The following is a 26,026-nucleotide window of genomic DNA, read 5'->3' as shown; positions in this document are numbered from 1 at the left end:
TCCGGCCGCGCGGTTATTTTAGCTGCAGCTGCCGGTTTTTGTCAGCGGGAATTCGAAGGAACCGCCGACCGCTCGAAAGAGTGGTGACATCTACTGAAAGGCCTTGCCCGGGACCTTGAGACTACCCTTTCAGCATTTCCGCCACTTCGGGAGCGAAATAGGTCAGGATGCCGTCGCAGCCGGCACGCTTGAAGGCGAGCAGCGATTCCAGCATCGCCTTCTCGCCGTCGATCCAGCCATTGGCGCCGGCCGCCTTGATCATCGAATATTCGCCCGACACCTGATAGGCGAAGGTCGGCATCTGGAATTCGTCCTTCAGCCGGCGGATGATGTCGAGATAGGGCAGCCCGGGCTTCACCATCAGCATGTCGGCGCCCTCGGCGATGTCCTGTTCGGCCTCGCGCACCGCCTCGTCCGAATTGGCGTGGTCGATATAATAGGTCTTCTTGTCGCCCTTGAGCAGGCCGGCGGTGCCGACTGCTTCGCGATAGGGGCCGTAGAAGGCCGAGGCGAATTTGGTGGCGTAGGACATGATCGCCACGTCCTGAAAACCGTTGGCGTCGAGCGCGTCGCGGATGGCACCGATACGGCCGTCCATCATGTCTGATGGCGCGATGATGTCGGCGCCGGCAGCCGCCTGGATGACGGCCGCTGCCGCGACCTGTTCCACGGTTTCGTCATTGACGATGATGCCGTCGCGCAGAATGCCGTCATGGCCATGGCTGGTGAACGGATCGAGCGCCGCGTCGGTGATGATGCCGATCTCGGGCACCGCCTCCTTTATCGCGCGGGTGGCGCGGTTGATGATGTTTTCCGGGTCGAGGATGTGCGAGCCGGTCTGGTCGCGCAGGCCGAGATCGACATTGGGGAAGGTGGCAAGAGCCGGGATGCCGAGCTTGGCCGCGCGTTCGGCCTCCTTGACGGCAAGGTCGACCGACAGGCGGAAGACGCCGGGCATGGCGGCGATCGGTTCGCGGACATTCCTACCCTCGACGACGAAGATTGGCCAGATCAGGTCGTCGACCGAAAGCCTGTTCTCCTGCACGAGCCGGCGCGACCAGTCGGCCTTGCGCATGCGGCGCAGGCGGCGGCTGCCGGTGACGTCGTCGACGCTGCGCGCGCCGGCAGGTTTTGCTGGGGTGAATTTGTTCATGGCCAAAACTCCGGATCGGCGGCTTTTAGCACGAGCCCTTGGCGCTGACCAATGCGACACGTTTGTGCCAGGGGTCAAAGCTGCCACGGCGCTTTCCCCCACGCCTATTGGTCAGGGCTGCCCATTGCCCGAAAGGATCTGTGCCGCGCCACGGATCGCGACGCGGAACGCCTCGTCGAAGCTGACACCGCGCACCTGCCAACGACAGGTCTTGCCCTGATCGGCCAGTCGCCAATCGGCGATCCAGCCTAGCTCCTCATCGCTCCATACGATGCTGCCGGCGAGCGCTCGGTCGCCACCTGCCTGTTTGGCCAGCCGATCCAACTTTGCCATGTCAGCCGCGCGCAACGCTTCTTCGCCCAGGTCGCCAAGCTCCGCAGCCTTCGGAAAGACGACATGTATCAGCGTTGGACCGGCGGCATTGATGAAGGATTCGCGCATCGTTTCGCCGTGGCCTTCCTCAGCGCTCAGCACGAAATGCCGAGTGCCCTGTTCAGTCGTGAGGAAGACGGCGAGTGTCGGCCGCTCGCCAAGCCAGGGCCTGCTGCCAAGCGATGCCAGCACCTTGTCGATCACATCAGGCTTGTAGAGGCAGGTGAGGTCATGCGGCCGGTCATGCGTGCCTTGCTCGTCATGGATCGGAATACCCTCCAGCCGGTCATGGTAGCGAAAGCTGTCGACAAAGCTGCCGGCCTTGTCGCGCAACGCGTCCATTTCGCGTCTGGCAAGCAGCCGCTGATCGCCCGAAACACGGACGAGGACCTTGTCGAGGCAAGTCTTGAAGCCGAGCTGGCGGTTTTCTTCACCCTGGCCGGTGACGATGGTCTGCGATTGGTAAAGATCGCCAAGGTCGGTTGCCCTGGCGGGAACATTGGTTGCCCACAACGCAGACAGGCAACTCAGAACAAGGACAAGGCGCAAAAACTGCGGCATGGCTCACTATCCGGCTCTTGGCCTGCCGTGATGGCCGCCAACGTCTAGCATCGGCCGCCACTTGCCGCCAAGACCGCGGCGGACAGACTGCTGCCATTGACGCACCCATGCGCCGCCTTTAGCACTTCAGTCCCGCAGGCGCGGGGAAGGATTCTCTGGCGATGGATTTTGGTGGAGGCGACGAAATTCGCTTCGAAAGGTTGGGCAGGGCCGGCGTCGTCACCCTGACGCGGCCGCAGGCGCTCAATGCCGTCACCCATCGCATGGTCAAGGCGCTGGGCGAGGCCCTGCGCTCCTGGGAGCGGGACGACGGCGTGGATGTCGTCGTTGTCAAGGCAGAGGGCAGGGCGTTTTCGGCCGGCGGGGATATCCTGCACATCTATGAAGCCGGCCGGGCTGGAAAGCCGCCGGTCGAGTTCTTCGCCGACGAGTATCGGCTCAACGCCTACATCGCCCGTTTCAAGAAACCTTATGTGGCGCTCATCGACGGCATCGTCATGGGCGGTGGGGTCGGCATTTCCTTCCACGGTTCACACCGGGTGATGACCGAGAATGCCCAGTTCGCCATGCCGGAGGTCGGCATCGGCTTTTTCCCCGATGTCGGCGCCAGTCATCTGCTGCCCGACCTTGGCGGTTCATTCGGCATGTACCTGGCGCTGACCGGTAACCGCATCCGCTATGGCGATGCGCTGTGGTCGGGGCTGGCCACCCACACCATCAAGGCCGAGGACCAGCCGAGCTTCCTCGACCGGCTGGCGCTGACGGGCGATCCGGAATCGGTGCTGCGCGGTTTCTTTGTTCCGGCCAAGCGGGAGACCGACAGGCCCATCCTGGAGGCGATCTCCCGCCATTTCGCCCAACCCTCGCTGCCGGACCTCATCGACAGCCTGGATCGCGCGGGCAAGGACGAATTCGCGGCCAGGACGCTGGCGACGATCCGCATGCGCTCGCCGACCAGCCTTCGCGTCGCCTGGCGGCAGATCAGCGCCGGGCAGACATTGTCGATGGACGACTGCATGAGGATGGAGTTCCGCATCCTGAACCGCATGCTGGCTGGCCACGATTTCTACGAGGGCATCCGCGCCGCTATCATCGACAAGGGCTCCAAGCCGCAATGGCGGCCGGCAAAGATCGATGCCGTCAGCGAGGCGGAAGTCGAGGCCTATTTCGCTCCGCTCGGCGATCGGGAGCTTGGGCTGTGAGCGAAGTGACATCGAGACGCGTCGTCCTGCAGCCCTCGACGGTCGAGGTGATCTTCGCCTGGTTCCAGCGCGTCATCGCCGGCTACTGCCTGATGTTCGGCATCCTGTACTGGATCAAGCTGATCGGATTCTATCCGGGCTCGCTGTGGCGCTTCGATCTCATGCCGGTGCATTGGCAGGTGGCGGCGGTGATGCTCGCCGTGTTCTTTCCCTTCGCCGCGGCCGGGCTGTGGATGCTGGCGTCCTGGGGCCCGGTGATCTGGTTCATATGCGCGGTCACCGAGACGGTCATGTATGCTGGTTTTCCCGAGCTTTTCGGCCATCGTCTCCTGATCATCGTCTCGCATGCCTGCGTGGCGCTGCTTTACATCGTCTTTCGCGTCGTCATCTACCTGCAGAAACGACCGGCACGGCACTAAGCCCTTGTACGGGTTGACGACCTGGCGACCGCTCGAATCCGCCCGGCGATCATTGCCTAAATCTTTAGGTTAATCATCCTTGCCCGGGTGACCGTTCGTTAAGCGTCTTCCGAAACCTCTTACCGGTAAGCTCTTGTTAGCCCTAGCGTTTAAGTCGAATTTTATGAGTATTCGATAGTGTCGCGATCAAGGTGAAAAACAAAAAATCACCAGGGCGACAAACGAGAGGCAAAGACAATGATCAATTCGCGTCCGGCGGCCAAGACCGCCAACGTTTCCGACGATCGCCGCGAGGCTATCCGTTCTCTGTACATGGAATCGCTGCAGCTGGTCGAGCGTCTGCACCGCCGTCTGCTTGATGTGATCAAGGACGAATTCGACCGCAACGGCCGTTCCGACATCAATGCCATCCAGGCGCTGCTGCTCTTCAACATCGGCAATTCCGAACTGACCGCCGGCGAGCTGCGTTCGCGTGGCTACTATCTCGGCTCGAACGTCTCCTACAATCTGAAGAAGCTGGTCGATCTCGGCTTCATCAACCACCAGCGCTCACGCATCGATCGCCGTTCGGTCCGCGTCTCGCTGACGCCGAAAGGCAATGAAGTGGCTGATGTGGTCGCCGGTCTCTATGAGCGCCATGTCGGCTCGATCGAACAGGTCGGAGGCATCAACACCGACGAGTTCAAGCAGATGAACCGCGCCCTGCAGCGGCTCGACCGCTTCTGGAACGACACCATCGCCTACCGGATGTAAGACCATCCAGGAAACGGAGCCGCGCCGCAGAAGCGTGGCCATAACAGCGACCTCCAGTCAGGGCCGGTGCCGAAAAGCACCGGTCTTTTCTTTCTTGCGTCCGGCCAAAGCAAATTACGGGCCAAGGCCACGTTGCCGCCATATTCCAGTGGAACCGAGAGTGGCAGTGATGCTGTGGTGAAGACCATGCGTCCATCTGCAGCCGCATCGCGCCTCTTGCTTTTGTCGCCAATGTGATACGGACCATGGTTGGCTAATTGTTAAGATTGCCGATTTTAGAGTGCGGGCGAGATCGCGCGATAATCGACGCAGCAAAGTGATCGAACGCTACAAGAATGTCTGGAACGTCCATGAGAACCAGCCGCCGCTTTTTCCTTTCCGGAGCCTCCGCGCTCGCCGCCGCCATGGTGGCCGGTCGCGCCAGTGCGCAGGATGTGATCGGGGATATCCTGAAATCCTCGGCCCGCGGCAATTGGGATGATCAGTTCGATGCCCGCGCCAGCGAAGGCGGCAAGGTGGCCTCGACGCTGCCGATCTTCAGCCTGCAGACCGTTGCCTTCACTGAGCAGGCGGTCGCGCAGTATCAGAACATCGTCTCCCAGGGCGGCTGGACGGACGTTCCCGCGACCAAGAAACTGCAACTCGGCGTCGATGACCCGGACGTGGTGCCGTTGCGCAAGCGCCTGATGATGGCGGGCGACCTGTCGCAGAGCGCCGGCATTTCGACCGCTTTCGATTCCTATGTCGACTCGGCGGTCAAGCGCTTTCAGTTGCGCCATGGTCTGCCGGCTGACGGCTCGATGGGCAAGTATACCTACGCTGCGATGAACGTTTCGGCGCAAATTCGGCTCGGCCAGCTGCAGACCAATCTGCAGCGGCTGAAAGAGAAGGCCGGCACGCTGGGCAGCCGCTATGTGCTGGTCGATATTCCTGCCGCACAGATCGAAGCGGTCGAGAACGACCGCGTCGTGCTTCGCCACACCGCGATCGTCGGCAAGATCGATCGCCAGACGCCGATCGTCAATTCCAAGATCAACGAGATCATCGTCAATCCGTACTGGAACGCACCGGTCTCGATCGTGCGCAAGGACATCATTCCGCTGATGCGGAAGGATCCCGATTATCTCAAGAACAGCCATATCCGCCTGTTCGCGCCCGATGGCAGCGAAGTCGACCCGATGAATGTGGACTGGTCGACCGACGATGCCGCCAAGTACCGTTTCCGTCAGGATCCCGGTTCGGAAAACGCCATGGCGTCGGTCAAGATCAATTTCCCGAGCCCTGACGGCGTCTACATGCACGACACGCCGCAGCAGAGTCTGTTCGGCAAGATGATGCGCTTCGATTCCTCGGGCTGCGTGCGCGTCCAGAACGTGCGTGATCTCGTCACGTGGATCCTGCGCGACACGCCCGGCTGGGATCGCCAGCATTTCGAGGCGGCTATCAAGACCGGCCAGAACACGCCGATCCAGGTCACCAACCCGGTGCCGGTGCATTTCCTCTATCTCTCGGCGTGGTCGACAGGACCCGGCGTCGTCCAGTTCCGCGACGACGTCTACGCGCTCGACGGTGCCAGCGAACTGCAGATCACGTCGTCGCTATAACGAGCTGATATTTTTGCAAAAAAGCCGCTCTCAGGGCGGCTTTTTTATTGCGGACGCCGCCATTTCCAGCCGCTCGACCGGCTGGACGAAGCTCCGGCTATTGCGCATGGTCGGCAGACAGCCGGAATCGTGCCATGGACGTCGCCATCTTCATTCTCGTTGTGCTCGTCTTCGTGGCGCTGTCCGGCGCGCTCGTCCGGCTGGTTCGGGTGCCGTTGCCGGTGCTGCAGATCGCCATCGGCGCGGCCCTGGCCTGGCCCGCCGGGGGCCTGCATGTCGAGATCGATCCGGAACTTTTCCTGCTGGTGTTCATCCCGCCGCTTCTGTTCGGTGACGCCTTCGCGGCGCCCAAGCGCGAACTCGTCGCCTTGCGCGGACCCATACTCGATCTTGCCATCGGCCTGGTCTTCTTCACCATTGTCGGCTTCGGCTATGCCTTGCACTGGCTGGTGCCGAGCATTCCGCTCGTCGTCGCTTTCGCGCTGGCCGCCGTGCTGTCGCCGACCGACGCCGTGGCGGTGTCCTCGATCGTCGACAGGAATGTGGTTCCGGCCCGGCTGATGCACATATTGGAGGGCGAGTCGTTGCTCAATGACGCGTCGGGCCTAGTCATGTTCCGCTTTGCGGTGGCGGCGGCATTGACCGGCAGCTTCTCTTTCGCGGGAGCTTCGCTCAGCTTCCTCTACGCCGTCGCCGCTGGCATCCTGGCCGGTGTCGCGGCCCTGTACATCGCTGCCAAGGCGCTGCAACTGCTCAGCCGCATCGGCGGCGTGCCGGCCGAGGCGCAGGTTCTCGTGATGATCCTGCTGCCTTTCATCGCCTATCTCGGCGCCGAACATGTCGGAGCCTCGGGCATCCTGGCGGCGGTCACCGCCGGTCTGCTGACCGGGGTCAGCGGCATGTACCGTTTCCTCGGCGTGTCGGCGCGCATGCAGATTCTGTCGCTCTGGGCGACGCTCACTTTCGTCTTCAATGGCGCTCTGTTCATTCTGCTCGGCCTGCAGCTTCCCGACATCATCCGCAAGGTCCCGCCAGAGTTGTCCAGCCGGCATTGGCTGATCGAGCCGGTGGCGACGGTGCTGATCCTGACGCTCTGCCTGATCGGGCTGCGCTTCCTGTGGATCTGGGTCGGGGACATCGCCCAAGCGATCGCGGCGCGTGTGGGCAAGCGCAAGGCCGAGCCGTTCGGATTTCGCGTCCGGCTTGCCGGCTCCGTGGCCGGCGTGCGCGGCGCCATCACATTGGCGGGCATCCTGTCATTGCCGCTGGCTTTGCAGGATGGCTCGCCCTTTCCGGCACGCGATGTCGTGATCTTCCTCGCCGCCGGCGTCATCATCTGCTCGCTCGTCATTGCCAGCTTTGCCTTGCCCAGGATCGCGCGGGGACTGGTCGAGCCGGGCGAGAATCCGGCCGCAGCGGAGGAGCGCCGGGCGCGCGTCGGCGCCGCCAGTGCGGCGATCGCCAGGATCGAGAGCATCGCCAACGAGGCAGGCGAGGGCGAGGCGGTCGAGGCCCGGCTGGCCGTCGCCGACAGCATCGTGGCCGGCTACCGGCGGCGCATAGCGGCTTCCGACGAAGCCGACGAGGCCCGCGCCGAGGCCCGTGAGGCCGGCAGGCTGGAGCTCGAACTCAGGGCGGCGGGCATCGAAGCCGAGCGATCCGCGCTACGCGACATGTTCCGCAGCCAAGAGATCAATGATCACACGATGCGCGCCCTGTTTTCCGAAATCACATTGACCGAGGCCTTGCTGAAGCAGCGGCGGGACAGGAAATAGCGGTCCGCCCGATCCTTTGCCGCAAACCGGCCAGCAAATTTCGCGCCGCAAACGTGGCGAGCCCAAAACAACTGTGTTAATGGCCGGCGAACGCATGCATGTCGCCCAGAACCGCCAAGTGGTTTGGGACGACTGCATCCACGAATTTGCCCTTCCAACCCCCGGGGAACTCAGGCCATGGCAACAGCAGCGGCGGCGTCCAACAAGCTCGAATCCTTTTTCGAAACCACTTTGGAGGATGCCGATCCGGAGATATTCGGCGCCATCCGCAACGAACTCGGTCGCCAGCGCCACGAGATCGAGCTGATCGCCTCGGAGAACATCGTCTCCCGCGCCGTGCTCGAGGCGCAGGGGTCGATCATGACCAACAAATATGCCGAGGGCTATCCGGGCAAGCGCTACTATGGCGGCTGTCAGTTCGTCGACGTGGCCGAGGAACTGGCCATCGAGCGCGCGAAAAAGCTGTTCGGCTGCAACTTCGCCAACGTCCAGCCGAATTCCGGCAGCCAGATGAACCAGGCGGTGTTCCTGGCGCTGCTGCAGCCCGGCGACACCTTCATGGGTCTCGACCTCAATTCCGGCGGCCATCTCACCCACGGCTCGCCGGTCAACATGAGCGGCAAATGGTTCAAGGTCGTCTCCTATGGCGTACGCAAGGACGACCACCTGCTGGACATGGACGCCATCGAGAAGACCGCGCACGAGACTAAGCCGAAGCTGATCCTGGCCGGCGGCACAGCCTATTCGCGCATCTGGGACTGGAAGCGCTTTCGCGAGATCGCGGACGCGGTCGGCGCCTATCTGATGGTCGACATGGCGCACATTGCTGGCCTCGTTGCTGGCGGCGTGCATCCCTCGCCCTTGCCGCACGCCCATGTGGTGACGACCACCACCCACAAGTCGCTGCGCGGCCCGCGCGGCGGCATGATCCTGTGCAATGACGAGGACATCGCCAAGAAGATGAACTCGGCGGTGTTCCCCGGCCTGCAGGGCGGTCCGCTGATGCATGTCATTGCCGCCAAGGCAGTGGCCTTCGGCGAAGCGCTGAAGCCGAGCTTCAAGGTCTATGCCGAAACCGTTGCCGCCAACGCCAAGGCGCTGGCTTCCAGCCTCAAGGAAACGGGCCTCGACATCGTCTCCGGCGGCACTGACAACCACCTGATGCTGGTCGACCTCAGGCCCAAGAACGCCACCGGCAAACGCGCCGAAGCGGCCCTTGGCCGCGCCAACATCACCTGCAACAAGAACGGCATCCCCTTCGACCCGGAAAAGCCCTTCGTCACTTCGGGCGTGCGGCTGGGCACGCCGGCCGGCACCACGCGCGGCTTCGGCCAGGCCGAATTCCGTGAGATCGGCAAGCTGATCGCCGAGGTGCTGGATGGGCTTAAGGTCGCCAATTCCGACGAAGGCAATGCCGCCGTCGAGGCGGCGGTCAAGGCCAAGGTCGTTGCATTGACCGATCGATTCCCGCTCTATCCCTATCTCGGTTGACCATCCTTATCCCGGTTGACCATCCTATCTCGGTTGACTGGGCGCGACGCGTCATCTTTTATCCACCGGCGGTGCGTCACCCCTGATCGGGTGACGCATGGAACTGGAGAATTGATGATGCGCGATTTTTGTCTTGCCTCACTTGGCGCCTTCGGTTGGCTGGCTGCTTGCGGGTCCGTTTTGGCGCAGACGCAGCCCGCTCCGGACATGCCCGCCACCAGCAGTTTCGGCCGATGGACGACCATGGTCGATACGCTCGACACCGGCCAGGATGCGCACAAGACCTGCGCGGCCTCCACGGCGTTCTTCGACGCGAGTGGCAATTCGGGCACGCTGACATTGTCGATCTCGACCGGCGACGTGCTGCCGCCCGATGCTTATCCGGCCATCATGATCACCATCGACAACCGGACCCTGCCGGCCGACAAGAAGATCGCGGCCATCTTCGGCGATCCGGGCGTCAAGGTTTCCGCGACGGTTTACTCCAACGATGCCGTCAATGGCCGTCCCAGCTGGACGATCGACAATCAGGCCAAGACAAGTCTGGCGTTGCTGCGGGCCATGCGAAAAGTCACATCGCTCGACGTCACCTTCGGCAAGCAGGCCGTTGCCAGCATTCCGATGGACGGTTTCACAAAGGCCTATCGCAATCTCGGCACGTCTTGCGGCTTCCAAACCAAGGACGTGGCGCCATAGCGGGCTGGCCGGCGCTACCGCTTGCGTGCTGGCAATCTTCCTCGCGCCTCGCTATCTCTGAGTACGCAGGCCGTGGAAAAGCGGAACTGCTTCAATCCGCACCGGAAAGGTTCTAAGCCTTTCACCCCACCAGATTCGCGAACCCAAGGCTCTCCATGCGCTGTCCCTATTGCCAGTCCGAAGATACGCAGGTGAAGGATTCGCGCCCCGCCGAGGACGGCGCGGCGATCCGCCGGCGGCGTGTCTGCCCCGATTGCGGCGGCCGTTTCACGACGTTCGAGCGCGTGCAGTTGCGCGACCTCGTCGTGGTCAAGAAATCAGGGCGAAAAGTGCCGTTCGACCGCGACAAGCTGTTGCGCTCGGTCGAGATCGCGGTGCGCAAGCGCAACGTCGACCCCGAGCGCATCGATCGCGCCGTGACCGGCATTGTCCGCCAACTCGAAAGTTCCGGCGAAACGGAAGTGGCTTCCGGCGAGGTCGGCCGGCTGGTCATGGATGCACTGAAGTCGCTCGACGATGTCGCCTATGTGCGCTTCGCCTCGGTCTATCGCAATTTCCGCGAGGCCAAGGATTTCCACGAACTGCTCGGCGAGCTGAAGGGGGACGACGAAAAGAGCGAAGAGGACGCCGGCTGAGCATGGCAGCACCGCAACGCAACGAGGCCGAGCAAGCGGCCCTGGACCGCCGTTTCATGGCCGCTGCCTTGCGGCTGTCGCGCAAGAACGCCGGTCGCACCTCGACCAATCCATCCGTCGGCACCATCATCGTGCGTGACGACGGCTCAGGCCCGATGATCGTGGGTACCGGCGTCACCGCGATTGGGGGCCGGCCGCACGCCGAGACCGAGGCGCTGGCGGAGGCCGGCGAACTCGCGCGGGGCGCCACCGCCTATGTCACGCTCGAGCCTTGCGCCCATCACGGCCGCACGCCGCCTTGCGCCAACGCGCTGGTCAACGCCGGCATCGCGCGTGTCGTGGGCGCTGCCAGCGATCCGGATCCGCGGGTCTCCGGCAAGGGCTATGCCATCCTGCGTGACGCCGGTGTCCAAGTGGTGGAAAAGGTCTTGGCCACCGAAGCTGCCGAACAGATGGCGGGCTATTTGATTCGCTCTCTGAGAAAACGCCCGGAAGTTATCCTGAAGCTTGCGCTTTCCAGCGACGACAAGATCGGCATGGAAGGCGCCGGCCAGGTCGCGATAACAGGCGACATGGCGCGCCGCGAAGTCTACCTGATGCGCGCCGAGGCGGACGCCATCCTGGTTGGCATCGGCACGGCGCTGGAAGATGATCCGGCGCTGACGGTGCGTTTGCCCGGGCTGGAGAACCGTTCACCCGCACGCATCGTGCTCGACCGCCAGGCTAGGCTGCCGGAGGGCTCGAAACTGGTGTCCGGTGTCGATCGCGTACCGCTTTATGTCGCGGCTTGCCTGGAGGCCGATCCGCAGCGCCGGGCGGCACTCGAACGCGCCGGCGTGCGCTTCATCGGCACGGAGACGCACGAGGGCGGCGTCGCATTACCCGAACTGCTCGAGGATCTGGCGGCGCTCGGCATGGCAAGCGTGCTGGTCGAGGGCGGTGCCAAGGTGGCGAGCGCTTTCCTAGTCGACGGGCTGGTCGACCGCATCGTGCTTTTCCAGGGACCGGAAGCGATCGGCGAAGACGGCATTGCATCGCCTGTCGATGCCGACCATATCCCGGCGGGTTTTCGCAAGCTGCGCGAGATGCGGTTCGGCGAAGACGGTTACGCCGAATGGATCAGGGATTTTCAGGGATAGCGATCGATGTTTACCGGGATTGTCACCGATATCGGCACCGTGGCCGCCGTCAAGCCGCTGCGGGAAGGGGTGGGGCTGCGCATCGACACCGCCTATGATCCCGCAACCATCGCCATTGGCGCCTCGATCTCCTGCGGCGGCGTCTGCCTGACGGTCACGGCGTTGCCCGACAGCGGCTCGAATGCGCGCTGGTTCGAGGTCGAGGCCTGGGAGGAGGCGCTCAGGCTGACGACGGCGGCGGGTTGGGAAACGGGCACCAGGATCAATCTGGAGCGGGCGCTGAAGATCGGCGACGAGCTCGGTGGCCACATCGTTTCGGGCCATGTCGACGGCATCGCCGAGATCGTCGAGCGCAGGGATGAGGGCGATGCGGTGCGCTTCACGCTGGACGCGCCGCGCCATCTGGCGAAATTCATCGCGCCGAAAGGCTCCGTCGCGCTCGACGGCACCTCGCTTACCGTCAACAGCGTCGCGGGCACCCGCTTCGACGTGCTGTTGATCCATCATTCGCTGACCGTCACTACCTGGGGCGAGCGCAAGACCGGCGACCGCGTCAATCTCGAGATCGACACCATGGCGCGCTACGCGGCGCGGCTGGCGGAGGCGGCGAAAGAGGGGCTTTGATAGCCTGCGGAACAGGCCGGCCCACGGCAATCTGATACGCCTCGGGCAATCTTCCGCTTGCGATCAAACCGGCTTCGGCCTAAGTCACCGGCGACCCCGGAGACATCTATGGCTGGCACATCCCAACACGGCAAGGCGTTCATTCGTCCCAAGACGAAGGCCCACCTTCTTGTTATTGAGGCGCGCTTTCACGACGACCTTGCCGACGCGCTGCTCGACGGCGCGACAAGCGCGCTCGATGAAGCGGGCGCGACTTACGACGTCGTCACTGTTCCCGGTTCGCTCGAAATTCCCGCGGTGATCACCTTCGCGCTCGACGGCATGGCCGAAGGCGGGACCGGCTATGACGGTTTTGTCGCGCTCGGCACCATTATTCGTGGCGACACCTATCATTTCGACATCGTCGCCAATGAATCCAGCCGTGCGCTCATGGACCTGTCCGTGCAGGACTCGGTCTGCATCGGCAACGGCATCCTGACCACCGAGAACGATGCACAGGCGTGGACGCGGGCCAAACGCTCGGAAGGCGACAAGGGCGGCTTTGCCGCGCGTGCGGCGCTGACCATGATCGCGCTGAAGGAACAATTGGGAGCGCGATCGTGAGCGAACCCGCTTCGCCAGGACAGCCCGCGGTGCGCCACGCCAACAAGCGCGGTGCTGCCCGTCTAGCCGCCGTGCAGGCGCTCTACCAGATGGATGTCGCCGGCAGTGGCGTGTTCGAGATCACCGCCGAGTACGAGGCGTTCCGCCTCGGCAAGGAAGTCGACGGCGCGGTCTATCGCGAGGCGGACGCGCAATGGTTTCGCGCTATCCTGACAGGCGTCGTAGAGAACCAGAAGACCATTGATCCAATTATCCGCCAGGCGCTGACCGACGACTGGCCGCTGTCGCGCCTCGATTCCACGCTGCGTGCCATTCTGCGCGCGGGCGTCTATGAGCTGATGAAGCGCGAGGACGTGCCTGTCGCGGTCATCGTCACCGAATATGTCGATATCGCCAAGGCCTTCTACGAGGAGGACGAGCCGAAGCTGGTCAACGCCGTGCTCGACCGTGTGTCGCGCCGTGTGCGTGGCGAGGGCCGCGGCAAGGACGCATCATGACGGCCATTGCCGTCGAGGCGGGCAAGGAGGCGCGGCGCACCGCGCTGATCCTAGCTGCCTCGCAGGCGATCATCGGTTCGGCCGCCCCCATCGCCATTTCCATGGGCGCGCTGGCCGGGCAATATCTGCTCGGCGCCGACAAATCCCTGGCGACGGCGCCGATCACCGGCTTCAATCTCGGCGTGGCGCTCGGCGCCTTGCCCGCGGCGGCCATCATCCGATGGCTCGGCCAGCGGGGCGGCTTCATGACCGGAACCGTCGTCACCGCGCTCGGCGGGCTGGTCGCCACCCTGGCATTGTTCCACGGCAGCTTCTGGCTGTTCGCGTTCGCGCTGCTTGTCATCGGCGTCGGCGGCGCCTTCGTCCAGCAGTTCCGCTTTGCCGCGGCCGACAACGCGCCGCCGGCGTTCAAGGCGCGCGCCATCTCCTTCGTGCTCGCCGGTGGCATCATCACCGCCATTCTCGGGCCGCAGATCGTCATCTTCACCCGCGAATTGTTTGCGCCTGTCATGTTTGCCGGTTCTTTCGCCTCGATCCTGCCGCTGGCGGCGGTCGGCGCCATCGTCCTTTCGTTCCTGCGCTTGCCGGCGAGGACCGCGAGCAAGGTGGACGTTGCCGACGGCGATGCCAGACCCCTTTTCGAAATCGTCACAAAGCCGCGTTTCGTAGCGGCGCTCTTCTGCGCCGTCGGCAGTTACGCGCTGATGAGTTTCGTCATGACCGGCGCGCCGCTCGCCATGGTCGGCTGCGGCCTGTCCGAGGACGATGCGACGCTGGGCATCTCCTGGCATGTCATGGCGATGTTCGGGCCAAGCTTCTTCACCGGCTCGCTGATCCATCGCTTCGGCGCCGAGCGCGTTGTCGCCACCGGCCTGCTGTTGCTGACCGGCTGTGCCGTCGTTGCCTTGTCGGGCCTGGCGCTGTGGCAATTCTGGACGGCGCTGATCCTGCTCGGCCTCGGCTGGAATTTCGCCTTCATCGGCGCCACCGCCATGGTGGCGGCCAGCTACAACCCGTCCGAAAAGGGCAAGGTGCAGGGCTTCCACGACTTTGTCCTGTTCGGCTCCGTCGCCTGCGCGTCGCTGATGTCGGGCATGGTCTACAACGCCTGGGGCTGGACGATGCTCAACTGGATGATCTTTCCTGTCGCCGCACTTTGCTTCGTGGCACTCGGCGCGCTGAAGATAACGAGCTTGCGGCCGGCCTGACGCCAATTTGAAAGTTATGCGTCCGGCGGCAGGACCTGAAGCACCCGCGCTATGAACATATGGAACTCAGCCATATAATTGCGCAGGAAGTCTTTGGTGGATTCAACCGTCACCTCGCCCTCATCCGTGATCAGCCCCGGCGTGAACTGGATATAGGCTTCGGGCGCATTCATCTGCGGCGAGTTGCAGAAACTCAGAACGCTGCGCAGGCTCTGTTGGGCGACGGCGGTCGCGATGGCGCCCGGCGATGTTCCGATGACGGCGGACGGTTTGCGCGCGAATGAATTCTTGCCGTAGGGGCGACTGGCCCAGTCGATTGCGTTCTTCAGTCCGCCGGGGATCGAGCGGTTGTACTCCGGGGTGACGAACAGCACGGCCTGGACGGAGGCGATCGCCTTTTTGAAAGCCTGGGCGGCCGGTGGGAAATTGGCGTCGTAATCGTAACTGTAGAGCGGCAGATCCTTGAAGCCGATTTCCGTCATTTCGAGCTCGGGAGGGGCAAGTTGAACGAGCGCCTTCGCGAGCTTGCGGTTGATGGATTCCCGGGCAAGGCTGCCGATGAGATAACCGACCTTGTGTATGGCCATGACACGCTCTCCCTGTTTGCCGCCCACCCCTCGCGGCATTATTCACCGGAAGGCGGCCGATCGCCAGCCCGCCGTTGCCGCCGCGCCGAAATCGGCGCGTTTGGAACAAAAATATTGCGCTGATCCGCCTTCTTATGAAACCGTATGCCCCGACTGGCCGTTGAAGCCATGCTCATATGCGCCCGCCGCATTCCGGTTCACAGCAAGGGGTTTTCACAATGTTTTCAGTCAAGGTTCTGGCCAGCGCGGCAATGGCGCTCGCCATCACGGTGGCTTCCGCGAGCGCTCAGGTCGTCGTCTCCTCGAAGATCGACACCGAGGGTGGCGTGCTCGGCAACATTATCCAGCTCGTCCTCAACGCCAACAACATCAAGACCACGGATCGCATCCAGCTCGGCGGCACGCCGGTGGTGCGCAAGGCGATCACCGCCGGCGAGATCGACATCTATCCCGAATACACCGGCAATGCCGCCTTCTTCTTCGAGAAGGCCGATGATCCCGTGTGGAAGGACGCCGCCAAGGCTTATGAGACGGCCAAGAAGCTCGACTACGACGCCAACAAGATCGTCTGGCTGTCACCGGCGCCGGCCAACAACACCTGGGCGATCGCCCTGCGCAAGGAAGTGACTGACGAGAACAAGCTCGTCACGCTGTCGGACTTCGGCAAATACGTCTCCGGCGGCGGCAAGGTGGTGCTGGCGGCCTCCGCCGAGTTCGTCAATTCGGCGGCAGCCCTTCCGGCCTTCCAGACCACCTATGGCTTCACGCTGAAGCCTGACCAGCTGATCACCCTCTCGGGTGGCGACACGGCAGCGACCATCGCGGCGGCCGCCAACCAGACCAGCGGCGCCAATGCCGCCATGGTCTACGGCACCGATGGCGGCATCGCGCCATCGGGCCTCGTCGTGTTGACCGACGACAAGGGCGTGCAGCCCGTCTACCAGCCGGCGCCGATCATCCGCGAATCCGTGCTGAAGGAGCACCCGGAGATCGAGACGCTGCTGAAGCCGGTGTTCGCCAAGCTCGATCTCGTCACGCTGCAGGAGCTCAATGGACGCGTGCAGGTCGGCGGCGAGCCGGTCAAGGGCGTTGCCGAGGACTTTTTGAAGAAGAACGGGTTCTTGAAATAGCTTTGCGTCGATAAGTGACGTCAGTGCGAGGCGCGTCATGACCATCCGCTTCGACAAACTCGGCGTGGTCATCGCCGCGCTCGCTGCTTACGCCGTGTTTCTCGCACCATTCGCCACCTTCCGCGCCAACCGCATCGTTCCCGGTCAGGCGCGCTCGATTCTCGAAGCTCTGCCGGCAATGACCGGTCCGCTGCTTTCGGCGATCCTCGTACTGGCCGCCCTTGTCGCCCTGTTCAGGACGCCGCTCATCTTGCGCCTTGCAGCCAGCGTCGTGGCGCTTGCCGCGCTGACGCTGCTCATCGGTGTCGCCGGCACATTCCTCACTCCGGCCGGCAATACCTTTGCCCGGGTCTCGCCGGCCTCCGGCTTCTGGATTCTCATCTTCGCCTTCACGCTTTTGCTCGCCGACGTGCTGACCAGGCTCAATCTGTCGCCCTGGCCGCGCGTCGGCGTGCTTGTCGTCGCGGCGCTGGCCATCGGTTTGCTGCTGATTTCGGGACGCTGGGACAGCCTCTCGATCCTCAAGGAGTATTCCAACCGTGCCGACAGCTTTTGGGCCGAAGGCTCCAAACATGTGACCCTGGCGCTCGGCTCATTGCTTGCCGCCGTGATCGTCGGCCTGCCGCTCGGCATCCTGTGCCATCGTGTCGAAAGCCTGCGGGCCGGCCTCCTCAACGTCTTGAACATCATCCAGACCATTCCTTCGATCGCGCTGTTCGGCCTGCTGATCGCGCCGCTTGGCTGGGTCGCAACCCATGTGCCGGGAGCCGCCGCGCTCGGCATCAGGGGCATCGGCACGGCACCCGCCTTCGTCGCGCTGTTTCTCTATTCGCTGCTGCCAGTGGTGGCCAACACCGTGGTCGGCCTTGCTGGCGTGCCGCGTGCCGCCAACGACGCGGCGCGGGGCATGGGCATGACCGATCGCCAGCGCCTGTTCGGTGTCGAGTTTCCGCTGGCCTTTCCGGTGATCCTGACGGGCATCCGCATTGTCCTGGTGCAGAACATCGGCCTTGCCACCATCGCCGCGTTGATCGGCGGCGGCGGTTTTGGCGTGTTCGTGTTCCAGGGCGTCGGCCAGACGGCGATGGACCTGGTGCTGCTCGGCGCGGTGCCGACCGTGGCGCTCGCCTTCGCCGCCGCCATCATCCTCGACGCGGTAATCGAAATGACCGTCACCAAGCGCAGGGTTGAAACGGCATGATCGAGATCGAAGGCATCACCAAGCGCTATGACGCGACGACAGTCGTCGACAACGTCTCGATGGTCATCGAGCCGCGCACGGTTTGCGTCATTGTCGGCACTTCGGGTTCCGGCAAGACGACGCTGCTGCGCATGATCAACCGGCTGGTCGAACCAACCGCCGGCGTCGTCAAGCTCGACGGCGCCGACAATCGATCGGTGCCCGGTTACGAACTGCGGCGCAGCATCGGCTACGCAATCCAGGGCCACGGCCTGTTTCCGCATCGTACCGTGGCGCAGAACATCGCCACCGTGCCGGTGCTGCTTGGCTGGGACAAGGCCCGCATCAAGGCCCGCGTCGATGAACTGATGACGCTCTACCAGCTTGATCCCCGGGAATTCGGGCCGCGCTATCCGCACGAACTGTCCGGGGGCCAGCAGCAGCGCGTCGGCGTGGCCCGCGCGCTTGCCGCCGAGCCCAACGTTCTTTTGATGGATGAGCCGTTCGGCGCGCTCGACCCGATCATCCGCACCAAGGCGCAGGAGGATTTGCTGGCGATCCAGAAGCGCTTCGGCACCACCATCATCCTCGTTACCCATGACATGGAAGAGGCCGTGCACATGGGCGACAGGATCGCGGTCATGGACGCCGGCAAGCTCGTGCAATATGCAGGGCCGGCGGAGATTCTGGCGAAGCCGGCCAACGCTTTTGTCGAGACGCTGGTCGGCGCCAGCGAAAGGCCATTCAGGCTGCTGTCGCTGGGCCGGGTGCGCGATGCGGTGGAGCAGGGCGCCGCCGAAGGCGATCCGATCCCCGGCGACGCCAGCCAGCGTGACGCGCTCGCGGAACTTCTCTGGTCCGGCAGGCCGGCGCTGCCGGTCAAGGGCACCGACGGCAAGCCGATCGGCCGCGTCACCGTGGATGGCCTGGTCAAGCGGGCGGCGAGGCCGTCATGAAAGCCTGGCTGCCTCTGCTGCTCAGGCTTGCGCTTGTGGTGTTGCTTGTTGCCTTCACCACCAGCCCGGGTTGGTTCGAGCCGTTGCTGAAGCCGCTGACCGAAAACAACGCTCCCGTCATCTACAATCAAGGCAGCCTGCTGACGCTGACGCTGCTGCATCTGCGCACCGTGCTGATCGCGACCGTCGCGGCCACCATCGTCGCTGTGGCGCTCGCCATCCTGGTCACCCGGCCCGCCGGCGCCGAATTCCTGCCGCTGTCGCGCAGCCTGGTCAATATCGGCCAGACCTTTCCGCCGGTGGCGGTGCTGGCGCTCGCCGTGCCGGCGGTGGGCTTCGGCGAGAAGCCGACGCTGATCGCGCTGTTTCTCTATGGTCTGCTGCCGATCTTCGAGAACGCGCTCACCGGACTGACGACGTTGCCGGCCAATGTCGTCGAGGCTGCGCGTGGCGCCGGCATGACCGGCTGGCAAAGGCTCACCAAGGTCGAACTGCCGCTCAGCGCGCCGATCATCCTTGGCGGTATCAGGCTGTCGGTGGTGATCAGCCTGGCCACGGCCACCATCGGCTCGACGGTGGCGGCCAGGACGCTCGGCGAGGTGATCATCGCCGGCTTGCTGTCGAACAATCTGGCCTTCATCCTGCAGGGCGGTCTGATCGTGGCGGCGCTTGCCGTGCTGATCTATGACGGACTGTCGGCCGTCGAGCGCTACGCGGCGCGGCGCATGGGCAGAGAGGCGGACTGACCGTGCCCGATGGTCGGGACGATTTCAATCGATCTAACCGCCGAGAGATCGCGACGGACACTCGCCAGCATCGACTTTTGGGCGAAAGCCGGGCAAAAATCGAACCATATCTTGACGTTCGCAGCCCTGTTTCGCATACACCGATGCGAAGAGGGGGATTCCATGCACGGGATTCCGTCTTTGTCTCAACGGCCCAGGGAGGGGTTCTTTTGGGCCAACAATCGAGGAAAACCCGGCAATGACCATAATTTCCGCCGTCATCGCCTGCGGCTTGCTTTCTGTCCTTTACGCCATATGGGCGACACGTTCGGTCCTTGCGGCCGATCAGGGCAATGCACGCATGCAGGAAATTTCCGCAGCCATTCGCGAAGGCGCGCAAGCCTATCTGGCACGCCAGTACACCACCATCGCCATCGTCGGCGTCGTCGTGCTCCTCCTCGCCTGGTGGCTGCTGTCGATCACCGCCGCCATCGGCTTCCTGATCGGTGCCGTTCTGTCGGGCGCCGCCGGCTTCATCGGCATGCATGTTTCGGTGCGGGCCAATGTGCGTACCGCGCAAGCGGCTTCCAACAGCCTTGCCGCCGGTCTCGACATCGCCTTCAAGTCGGGCGCCATCACCGGCATGCTGGTTGCGGGCCTGGCCCTGCTTGGCGTTTCGATCTACTACCTCATCCTCACCCATTTCCTCGGCCTCCAGCCCAATGACCGCATCGTCATCGACTCGCTGGTCTCGCTCGGCTTCGGCGCTTCGCTGATCTCGATCTTCGCCCGTCTCGGCGGCGGCATTTTCACCAAGGGCGCCGATGTCGGCGGCGATCTGGTCGGCAAGGTCGAAGCCGGTATTCCGGAGGATGATCCGCGCAATCCGGCCACCATCGCCGACAATGTCGGCGACAATGTCGGCGACTGCGCCGGCATGGCCGCCGACCTGTTCGAGACCTATGCGGTGACGGTCGTCGCCACCATGGTTCTCGCCGCCATCTTCTTCGGCGGCACCGCTGTCCTCGGTGCGACAATGCTGTATCCGCTCGCCATCTGCGGCGCCTGCATCCTCACCTCGATCGTCGGCACCTTCTTCGTCAAGCTCGGCTCCAACGGCTCGATCATGGGCGCGCTCTACAAGGGCCTTATCGTGACCGGCCTTCTATCGGTCGTTGGCCTCGGCGTCGCCACCTCGGCCACGCTCGGCTGGGGCGAGGTCGGCACCGTTGCCGGCATGACCATCACCGGCAAGAACCTGTTCATCTGCGGCCTCATCGGCCTTGTGGTGACCGGGTTGATCGTGGTGATCACCGAATACTACACCGGCACCAACAAGCGCCCGGTCAACTCGATCGCCCAGGCATCGGTGACCGGCCACGGCACCAATGTCATCCAGGGGCTGGCAGTCTCGCTGGAATCGACGGCGCTTCCGGCAATCGTCATCGTCGGCGGCATCATCGCCACCTACCAGCTCGGCGGTTTGTTCGGCACCGCGATTGCCGTCACCACCATGCTCGGCCTCGCCGGCATGATCGTGGCGCTCGACGCCTTCGGCCCGGTCACCGACAATGCCGGCGGCATTGCCGAAATGGCCGGCCTGCCCAAGGAAGTGCGTCACTCCACCGACGCGCTCGACGCGGTCGGCAACACCACCAAGGCGGTGACCAAGGGCTACGCCATCGGTTCGGCCGGTCTCGGCGCGCTGGTGCTGTTCGCGGCCTATTCGAACGACCTGAAGTTCTTTGCCGCCAATGGCGACAAATATCCCTACTTCCAGGGCATGGGCGAAATCTCCTTCGATCTCTCCAATCCTTACGTGGTCGCCGGCCTGATCTTCGGCGGCCTCATTCCCTACCTGTTCGGCGGTATCGCCATGACGGCCGTCGGCCGCGCGGCGGGCGCCATCGTCGAGGAGGTGCGCAAGCAGTTCCGCGAGGATCCGGGCATCATGGCCGGCACCTCGAAGCCGAACTACGCGCGTGCGGTCGATCTCCTGACCAAGGCGGCGATCCGGGAGATGATCATCCCGTCGCTGCTGCCGGTGCTGGCGCCGCTCGTCGTCTATTTCGGCGTGCTGTTGATCTCGGGCTCGAAGGCGTCCGCCTTCGCCGCGCTCGGCGCTTCGCTCCTTGGCGTCATCGTCAATGGCCTGTTCGTCGCGATCTCGATGACTTCGGGCGGTGGCGCCTGGGACAACGCAAAGAAGTCGTTCGAGGACGGTTTCATCGACAAGAACGGCGTCAAGCACCTGAAGGGTTCCGAGGCGCACAAGGCTTCGGTGACCGGCGATACAGTCGGCGATCCCTACAAGGACACCGCCGGCCCTGCGGTCAACCCGGCGATCAAGATCACCAACATCGTGGCACTCTTGCTGCTGGCCGTGCTCGCGCACGGCTGAACGGCAACGATTGAATCTGAAAATCCGCGGGAGCGATCCCGCGGATTTTTCATTTGATGGGTTGCTGCGACCAGGAACGGGATTTCGTGTCTCGCCGGTTGCCACAAAATTTCAGCATTTCATCCTGTCACGGTCTGCCGGTCGGGTGTCCCCGTCGTCGTCCAGCCATCCGGCATCGCACGGTCGTCACTGCTCATGTCCAAGCTCCCCAGCTTGGCGGTTTGATACGGGTTTGCCCCACCACTGGCGAGCCGGACCGGCCAAACAAAAACCCGTGGGATCGCTCCCACGGGTTTTCGGTCGCCTGAGACATTTCTGTTCCCCAAAGTCAGGGAAGCAGGATCTAGGGAAGCAGGAATCTAAGGATCAGGGGGTGCCGCCGGGAATGCTGGGCGCCAGCTTGCTCGCGCCGTTGATGATCTGGCTGAGGAAGTTCTGGTCCTTGCCGCCGGTCGGCGTGGTGCGCGAAATGAAGTCGAAAATCTTACCGTCCTTCAATCCGTATTTGGCGATCTGGGTGACGCGGCTGTCCGGGCCGAAATAGACCGCCAGCACCTTCTGGTCGACCAGCCTCGGCTTGTCGAAGGCGACGTAGCGCTTGCGCGTCTGCGAGATATAGTAAAACGCCTCGTTGTCGAAAGTCGCCGTGGTTGACGGCGTGCCGAGCGCCAGAAGCACCTGCTCGCGGCTGGAACCGACCGGCACAGAATCGATCGCCTGCTGATCGAGGACGTAGCCTTGCGTGAACGTCTCGCTCGGACTGAGGTCGCCGATCATCTTATTGGTGTGGCATGCAGACAGCGCCGCTACGATAGCCAGCAGCGAGATCGCACCGGCAGGCCTGAAAGTGAAAGTCGACTTGAAATTCAGCGCGCGCAACAACAATTCTCCATTCCATCGCCGCAACTTGCGCTGGGCCGCAAAACCGGTAAACCAGCTTGCTTGCCGATGCAACAAGGCCAATTCAACAAACGGTCCCCGGAGACCATCCCCATGTTCCAGCGCCTTTTTGGCCGCGAACGCCACGCCAACCGCACCATCACCGACGCGCTCTACGCACAAATCGTGGCGGCGGCGCGGCAGACTGTTTTTTATTCCCACTGGAATGTGCCTGACACGCCGCTTGGCCGTTTCGAGATGCTTTCGCTGCACATGTTCCTGGTCCAGCACCGCTTGCGCGGCGAGGACGGCGTGGCGCAGGAGATCGCGCAGGTGCTGATCGACGAGTTCTTCCTCGACGTCGATCATTCGCTGCGGGAACTGGGCATTGGCGACGTCGGCGTGCCAAAACGCATGAAGAAACTGGCGAAGATGTTCTATGGCCGGACCGCCGCCTATGATGATGCGCTGGAACGAAACGATCATGATAGTCTGACCGCGGCACTTACCCGTAATGTCCGTCCCGACGCCGGCGCTTGGCCGGAAGCGTCGCGTTTGGCCGGGTATGTCGCCGACGCCAGCCGGCAGCTGAGTGCGCAGCCGACCGAATCGATCGTTGGCGGCACTGTGGCATTTCCAGGGGCCAACGGAGGCTAATCGATGAAACACGCGGATATGCAGAGTCCGGTATCCTTTTTCGCCAATGTCGCCCGGCTGCCGCAAAAGGGGCTGCCCGTGGTGATCGAGGCCGACCCCGCGCAGCGCGCCGCACTCGCCGAGGCGCACGGGCTGCTGTCGGTCGAAGCCTATCGCGCCGAACTGCTCGTTACGTCGTGGAAGCGCAATGGCGTTAAGGTCAGCGGCCGTGTCGAGGCAGACATCACCCAGGCCTGCATCGTCACGCTCGACCCCGTCCAGGCGCATATCGACGAACCGGTCGAGGCACTGCTCTTGCCTGAGGACTCCAAGCTCGGACGGCAGGGATTCGAAAGCGCCGGCGAGATTCTGCTCGACGCCGACGGGCCCGACAGTCCCGAGACATTTTCAGGCGACACCATCGATGTCGGGGCGCTTGCCGAACAGTTCTTCGGATTGGCGATCGACCCCTATCCGCGCAAGCCCGGCGCCTCGCTTGGTGCCGGTGACGACACCGGATCGGCCGAGAATGAATTTCAGCAAAAACTGCGATCCTTGCTGGGAAAATCCTGAAAACCTTGCCCGCGACGGAAAAGTCGGTTGTGCGGCAGCCTAAAACCGCTATTTTCGCCGAACCTTTGCGACCGCTAAAACGACTTGCCGCCTAACCGTGAGATGAATACCGCGTGATCAGGATTTCCATCGATGCCATGGGCGGCGATCACGGACCAACCGTGGTCATTCCAGCGCTCATGACGGTCGCGACCCGCCGTCCCGACATCCGCTTCGTCATCTATGGACGTGAGGAACTGGTGCGCCCGGAACTCGCCAAGTTTCCCAAATTGGCTGAGGTCAGCGAGTTCTTCCACTGCGAGATCGCGGTCAGGATGGACGACAAACCGAGCCAGGCGCTGCGCCATGGCCGCTGGAAATCGTCTATGTGGAAAGCGGTCGAGGCCGTCAAGTCGGGCGCCGCGGATGCATGCATCTCCGCCGGCAATACCGGCGCGCTGATGGCGATGTCGAAATTCTGCCTGCGCACCATGGCCACCATCGAACGTCCGGCGATTGCGGCATTGTGGCCGACATTGCGTGGCGAGAGCGTGGTTCTGGACGTGGGCGCCACCATTGGCGCCGACGCGCACCAGCTCATCGATTTTGCCATTCTCGGCACCGGCATGGCGCGTTGCGTATTCGGCGTCGCCAGGCCCACGGTCGGGCTGCTCAATGTCGGCGTGGAAGAGATCAAGGGCCAGGAGGAGGTCAAGGAAGCGGGGCGCATGTTGCGCGAAGCCAACATGGCCTCGATGAACTACCATGGCTTTGTCGAAGGCGACGACATCGGCAAGGGCACGGTCGACGTTGTGGTGACGGAAGGCTTCGCCGGCAACATCGCGCTGAAGACGGCGGAAGGCACCGCGCGCCAGATAGGTGGCTATCTGCGCGCCGCGATGAGCCGCACCCTGATGGCCAAGATCGGCTATGTCTTCGCCAAGGGCGCCTTCGACCGCCTGCGCGAAAAGATGGATGTCGGCCGCTCGAATGGCGGCGTGTTCCTGGGGCTGAACGGCATCGTCGTCAAAAGCCATGGCGGCGCCGATTCGGACGGTTTCGCCGCGGCGATCGAACTCGGCTACGACATGGTGCGCAACAATCTGCTCGACCGCATCGAGGCCGACCTCGATCTGTTTCATGCGCGCAACCCGCATGCCCTGACATCTAGGAAATCCGACGTCGTTACCGACGCAAAGGAATAGGAAAGAATTTTGATCAGATCAGTTGTGCGCGGCACGGGCGCCGCGCTGCCCCGCCGCATCATGAAGAATGCCGATTTTGAAGGCATGGTCGAGACGTCCGACGAGTGGATCGCCCAGCGCACCGGCATCCGCCAGCGCCATATCGCGGCTGACGACGAGACGACGGCTTCCCTTGGCGAGGCCGCGGCGCGCGCCGCGCTTGCCGATGCCGGATTGACCCCGGACGATATCGATCTGATCGTGCTGGCGACCTCGACGCCCAACAACACGTTCCCCGCCACCGCCGTCGAGATCCAGAACCGGCTCGGCATGCAGCACGGTTTTGCCTTCGACATGCAGGCGGTATGTTCAGGCTTCGTCTATGCGGTGACGACAGCCGACCTCTATATCCGCGGCGGCTTGGCAAAGCGCGTGCTGGTGATCGGCTCGGAAACCTTTTCGCGCATCCTCGACTGGAGCGATCGCTCGACCTGTGTGCTGTTTGGCGACGGCGCCGGTGCGGTCGTTCTGGAGGCAGGCGAGGGGGCCGGCACGATCGCCGACCGGGGCGTCCTGGCGGCCAGCCTGCGTTCCGACGGCGCGCACAAGGAGAAGCTTTTCGTCGACGGCGGGCCGTCGACGACGGGAACAGTCGGCCATCTGCGCATGGAAGGCCGCGAGGTCTTCAAGCACGCGGTCGGCATGATCACCGATGTCATTGAGACGACCTTCTCGGCCGCTGGTATTACCGCCGACGATCTTGACTGGTTCGTGCCCCACCAAGCCAATAAACGGATTATTGACGCTTCAGCAAAAAAGCTTGGGATAGCCGAGCAAAAGGTGGTGGTCACCGTCGATTTGCACGGTAACACCTCGGCTGCTTCCGTACCGCTGGCGCTGTCGGTGGCCGTCGCCGACGGCCGCATCAAGAAGGGTGACCTGGTGCTCCTGGAGGCGATGGGCGGCGGCTTCACCTGGGGCGCCGTTCTGGTTCGCTGGTAAGTGGAGAACGGTCCGGTTTCGGTCCTTGACCTTGCCGGATCAATTACTTAGGCTCTGCCGTT

At 63.4% G+C, this 26,026-nt stretch carries 26 protein-coding genes; 22 read left to right on the top strand and 4 right to left on the bottom strand.

Annotated features, from left to right (window positions below):
* Positions 1-121: 121 nt before the first annotated feature.
* Together hemB and FJ960_RS16095 are read right to left on the bottom strand one after the other, a co-directional pair.
* Positions 122-1,153 carry a porphobilinogen synthase gene (gene hemB / locus FJ960_RS16100; RefSeq protein WP_027143568.1) on the bottom strand — a complete coding sequence of 344 codons (1,032 nt, stop codon included), beginning with the start codon at positions 1,151-1,153 and terminating at the stop codon, positions 122-124.
* 111 nt (positions 1,154-1,264) lie between these two features.
* Positions 1,265-2,086, bottom strand: a complete 822-nt coding sequence (locus FJ960_RS16095) for a DUF2066 domain-containing protein (protein WP_140506527.1) — start codon at positions 2,084-2,086, stop codon at positions 1,265-1,267.
* A gap of 161 nt (positions 2,087-2,247) precedes the next feature.
* Between FJ960_RS16095 and FJ960_RS16090 the strand changes: the two genes are divergently transcribed.
* The 13 genes from FJ960_RS16090 to FJ960_RS16030 all read left to right on the top strand — a co-directional run bounded on the left by FJ960_RS16090 (position 2,248) and on the right by FJ960_RS16030 (position 14,732).
* On the top strand, positions 2,248-3,288 hold the full coding sequence (locus FJ960_RS16090; protein WP_140715223.1) for an enoyl-CoA hydratase/isomerase family protein: 1,041 nt from the start codon (positions 2,248-2,250) through the stop codon (positions 3,286-3,288).
* Positions 3,285-3,707 carry a DUF6163 family protein gene (locus FJ960_RS16085; protein ID WP_027143571.1) on the top strand — a complete coding sequence of 141 codons (423 nt, stop codon included), beginning with the start codon at positions 3,285-3,287 and terminating at the stop codon, positions 3,705-3,707. Before FJ960_RS16090 ends, FJ960_RS16085 begins: the two co-directional genes overlap by 4 nt.
* 237 nt (positions 3,708-3,944) lie before the next feature.
* The gene (locus tag FJ960_RS16080; protein WP_013896002.1) at positions 3,945-4,460 is read left to right on the top strand and encodes a winged helix DNA-binding protein; all 516 of its coding nucleotides are present in this window, start codon (positions 3,945-3,947) and stop codon (positions 4,458-4,460) included.
* Between the two features lie 350 nt (positions 4,461-4,810).
* Positions 4,811-6,064, top strand: a complete 1,254-nt coding sequence (locus FJ960_RS16075) for a L,D-transpeptidase family protein (protein ID WP_140506523.1) — start codon at positions 4,811-4,813, stop codon at positions 6,062-6,064.
* Between the two features lie 134 nt (positions 6,065-6,198).
* Positions 6,199-7,839 carry a Na+/H+ antiporter gene (locus FJ960_RS16070; RefSeq protein ID WP_140715221.1) on the top strand — a complete coding sequence of 547 codons (1,641 nt, stop codon included), beginning with the start codon at positions 6,199-6,201 and terminating at the stop codon, positions 7,837-7,839.
* Positions 7,840-8,016: 177 nt separating this feature from the next.
* The gene (gene glyA / locus FJ960_RS16065) at positions 8,017-9,330 is read left to right on the top strand and encodes a serine hydroxymethyltransferase (protein WP_140715219.1); all 1,314 of its coding nucleotides are present in this window, start codon (positions 8,017-8,019) and stop codon (positions 9,328-9,330) included.
* Between the two features lie 114 nt (positions 9,331-9,444).
* Positions 9,445-10,026 (top strand): hypothetical protein, encoded by a 582-nt coding sequence (locus tag FJ960_RS16060; RefSeq protein ID WP_246672844.1) that lies wholly within the window; start codon positions 9,445-9,447, stop codon positions 10,024-10,026.
* Positions 10,027-10,181: 155 nt separating this feature from the next.
* The gene (gene nrdR / locus FJ960_RS16055) at positions 10,182-10,661 is read left to right on the top strand and encodes a transcriptional regulator NrdR (RefSeq protein WP_140715215.1); all 480 of its coding nucleotides are present in this window, start codon (positions 10,182-10,184) and stop codon (positions 10,659-10,661) included.
* A 2-nt stretch (positions 10,662-10,663) separates the two neighbouring features.
* Positions 10,664-11,800, top strand: coding sequence for a bifunctional diaminohydroxyphosphoribosylaminopyrimidine deaminase/5-amino-6-(5-phosphoribosylamino)uracil reductase RibD (ribD, locus tag FJ960_RS16050; protein WP_140715212.1), 1,137 nt, complete (start codon positions 10,664-10,666; stop codon positions 11,798-11,800).
* A gap of 6 nt (positions 11,801-11,806) precedes the next feature.
* A complete protein-coding gene (locus tag FJ960_RS16045) occupies positions 11,807-12,424 on the top strand; it encodes a riboflavin synthase (RefSeq protein ID WP_140715210.1) in 618 nt (205 codons plus the stop codon).
* Between the two features lie 108 nt (positions 12,425-12,532).
* Positions 12,533-13,027: a 6,7-dimethyl-8-ribityllumazine synthase gene (gene ribH, locus FJ960_RS16040; RefSeq protein WP_140506511.1), complete on the top strand. Its 495-nt coding sequence runs from the start codon at positions 12,533-12,535 to the stop codon at positions 13,025-13,027.
* The gene (gene nusB / locus FJ960_RS16035) at positions 13,024-13,524 is read left to right on the top strand and encodes a transcription antitermination factor NusB (protein WP_140715208.1); all 501 of its coding nucleotides are present in this window, start codon (positions 13,024-13,026) and stop codon (positions 13,522-13,524) included. The genes ribH and nusB overlap by 4 nt, the downstream gene beginning before the upstream one ends.
* Positions 13,521-14,732 carry an MFS transporter gene (locus FJ960_RS16030; protein ID WP_140506509.1) on the top strand — a complete coding sequence of 404 codons (1,212 nt, stop codon included), beginning with the start codon at positions 13,521-13,523 and terminating at the stop codon, positions 14,730-14,732. Before nusB ends, FJ960_RS16030 begins: the two co-directional genes overlap by 4 nt.
* A 14-nt stretch (positions 14,733-14,746) precedes the next feature.
* Here the strand turns inward: FJ960_RS16030 and FJ960_RS16025 are convergent, their stop codons facing one another.
* On the bottom strand, positions 14,747-15,319 hold the full coding sequence (locus FJ960_RS16025; protein ID WP_140506581.1) for an NADPH-dependent FMN reductase: 573 nt from the start codon (positions 15,317-15,319) through the stop codon (positions 14,747-14,749).
* Positions 15,320-15,537: 218 nt separating this feature from the next.
* Between FJ960_RS16025 and FJ960_RS16020 the strand changes: the two genes are divergently transcribed.
* The 5 genes from FJ960_RS16020 (at position 15,538) to FJ960_RS16000 (ending at position 21,711) form a co-directional block, all read left to right on the top strand.
* On the top strand, positions 15,538-16,449 hold the full coding sequence (locus FJ960_RS16020) for an ABC transporter substrate-binding protein (RefSeq protein ID WP_140715206.1): 912 nt from the start codon (positions 15,538-15,540) through the stop codon (positions 16,447-16,449).
* 37 nt (positions 16,450-16,486) lie between these two features.
* Positions 16,487-17,650 carry an ABC transporter permease gene (locus FJ960_RS16015; protein WP_140715204.1) on the top strand — a complete coding sequence of 388 codons (1,164 nt, stop codon included), beginning with the start codon at positions 16,487-16,489 and terminating at the stop codon, positions 17,648-17,650.
* Entirely contained in the window at positions 17,647-18,585 is a 939-nt protein-coding gene (locus FJ960_RS16010) for an ABC transporter ATP-binding protein (protein WP_140715202.1), read from the top strand. Before FJ960_RS16015 ends, FJ960_RS16010 begins: the two co-directional genes overlap by 4 nt.
* A complete protein-coding gene (locus FJ960_RS16005) occupies positions 18,582-19,331 on the top strand; it encodes an ABC transporter permease (protein WP_140506501.1) in 750 nt (249 codons plus the stop codon). Before FJ960_RS16010 ends, FJ960_RS16005 begins: the two co-directional genes overlap by 4 nt.
* A gap of 238 nt (positions 19,332-19,569) precedes the next feature.
* Positions 19,570-21,711 (top strand): sodium-translocating pyrophosphatase, encoded by a 2,142-nt coding sequence (locus FJ960_RS16000; protein WP_140715200.1) that lies wholly within the window; start codon positions 19,570-19,572, stop codon positions 21,709-21,711.
* A gap of 366 nt (positions 21,712-22,077) precedes the next feature.
* Here FJ960_RS16000 and FJ960_RS15990 read toward each other — a convergent pair whose 3' ends face one another.
* Positions 22,078-22,590 carry an outer membrane protein assembly factor BamE gene (locus FJ960_RS15990; protein ID WP_140506497.1) on the bottom strand — a complete coding sequence of 171 codons (513 nt, stop codon included), beginning with the start codon at positions 22,588-22,590 and terminating at the stop codon, positions 22,078-22,080.
* Between the two features lie 114 nt (positions 22,591-22,704).
* Between FJ960_RS15990 and FJ960_RS15985 the strand changes: the two genes are divergently transcribed.
* From FJ960_RS15985 to FJ960_RS15970, 4 genes are all read left to right on the top strand, one after another.
* Positions 22,705-23,247 carry a ubiquinol-cytochrome C chaperone family protein gene (locus tag FJ960_RS15985; RefSeq protein ID WP_140715198.1) on the top strand — a complete coding sequence of 181 codons (543 nt, stop codon included), beginning with the start codon at positions 22,705-22,707 and terminating at the stop codon, positions 23,245-23,247.
* A gap of 3 nt (positions 23,248-23,250) precedes the next feature.
* Positions 23,251-23,799 (top strand): DUF177 domain-containing protein, encoded by a 549-nt coding sequence (locus FJ960_RS15980; RefSeq protein WP_140506493.1) that lies wholly within the window; start codon positions 23,251-23,253, stop codon positions 23,797-23,799.
* Positions 23,800-23,912: 113 nt separating this feature from the next.
* Entirely contained in the window at positions 23,913-24,983 is a 1,071-nt protein-coding gene (gene plsX / locus FJ960_RS15975) for a phosphate acyltransferase PlsX (protein WP_140506491.1), read from the top strand.
* Between the two features lie 9 nt (positions 24,984-24,992).
* Positions 24,993-25,964, top strand: a complete 972-nt coding sequence (locus FJ960_RS15970; RefSeq protein WP_140715196.1) for a beta-ketoacyl-ACP synthase III — start codon at positions 24,993-24,995, stop codon at positions 25,962-25,964.
* Positions 25,965-26,026: the final 62 nt, after the last annotated feature.

Origin of the sequence: Mesorhizobium sp. B2-3-11 (assembly GCF_006442215.1) — a bacterium.
In the GTDB taxonomy this organism is placed as follows: Bacteria; Pseudomonadota; Alphaproteobacteria; order Rhizobiales; family Rhizobiaceae; genus Mesorhizobium; species Mesorhizobium salmacidum.
The sequence above is the reverse complement of the archived record's forward strand: the minus strand, read 5'-3'. Positions and strand labels throughout refer to the sequence as shown.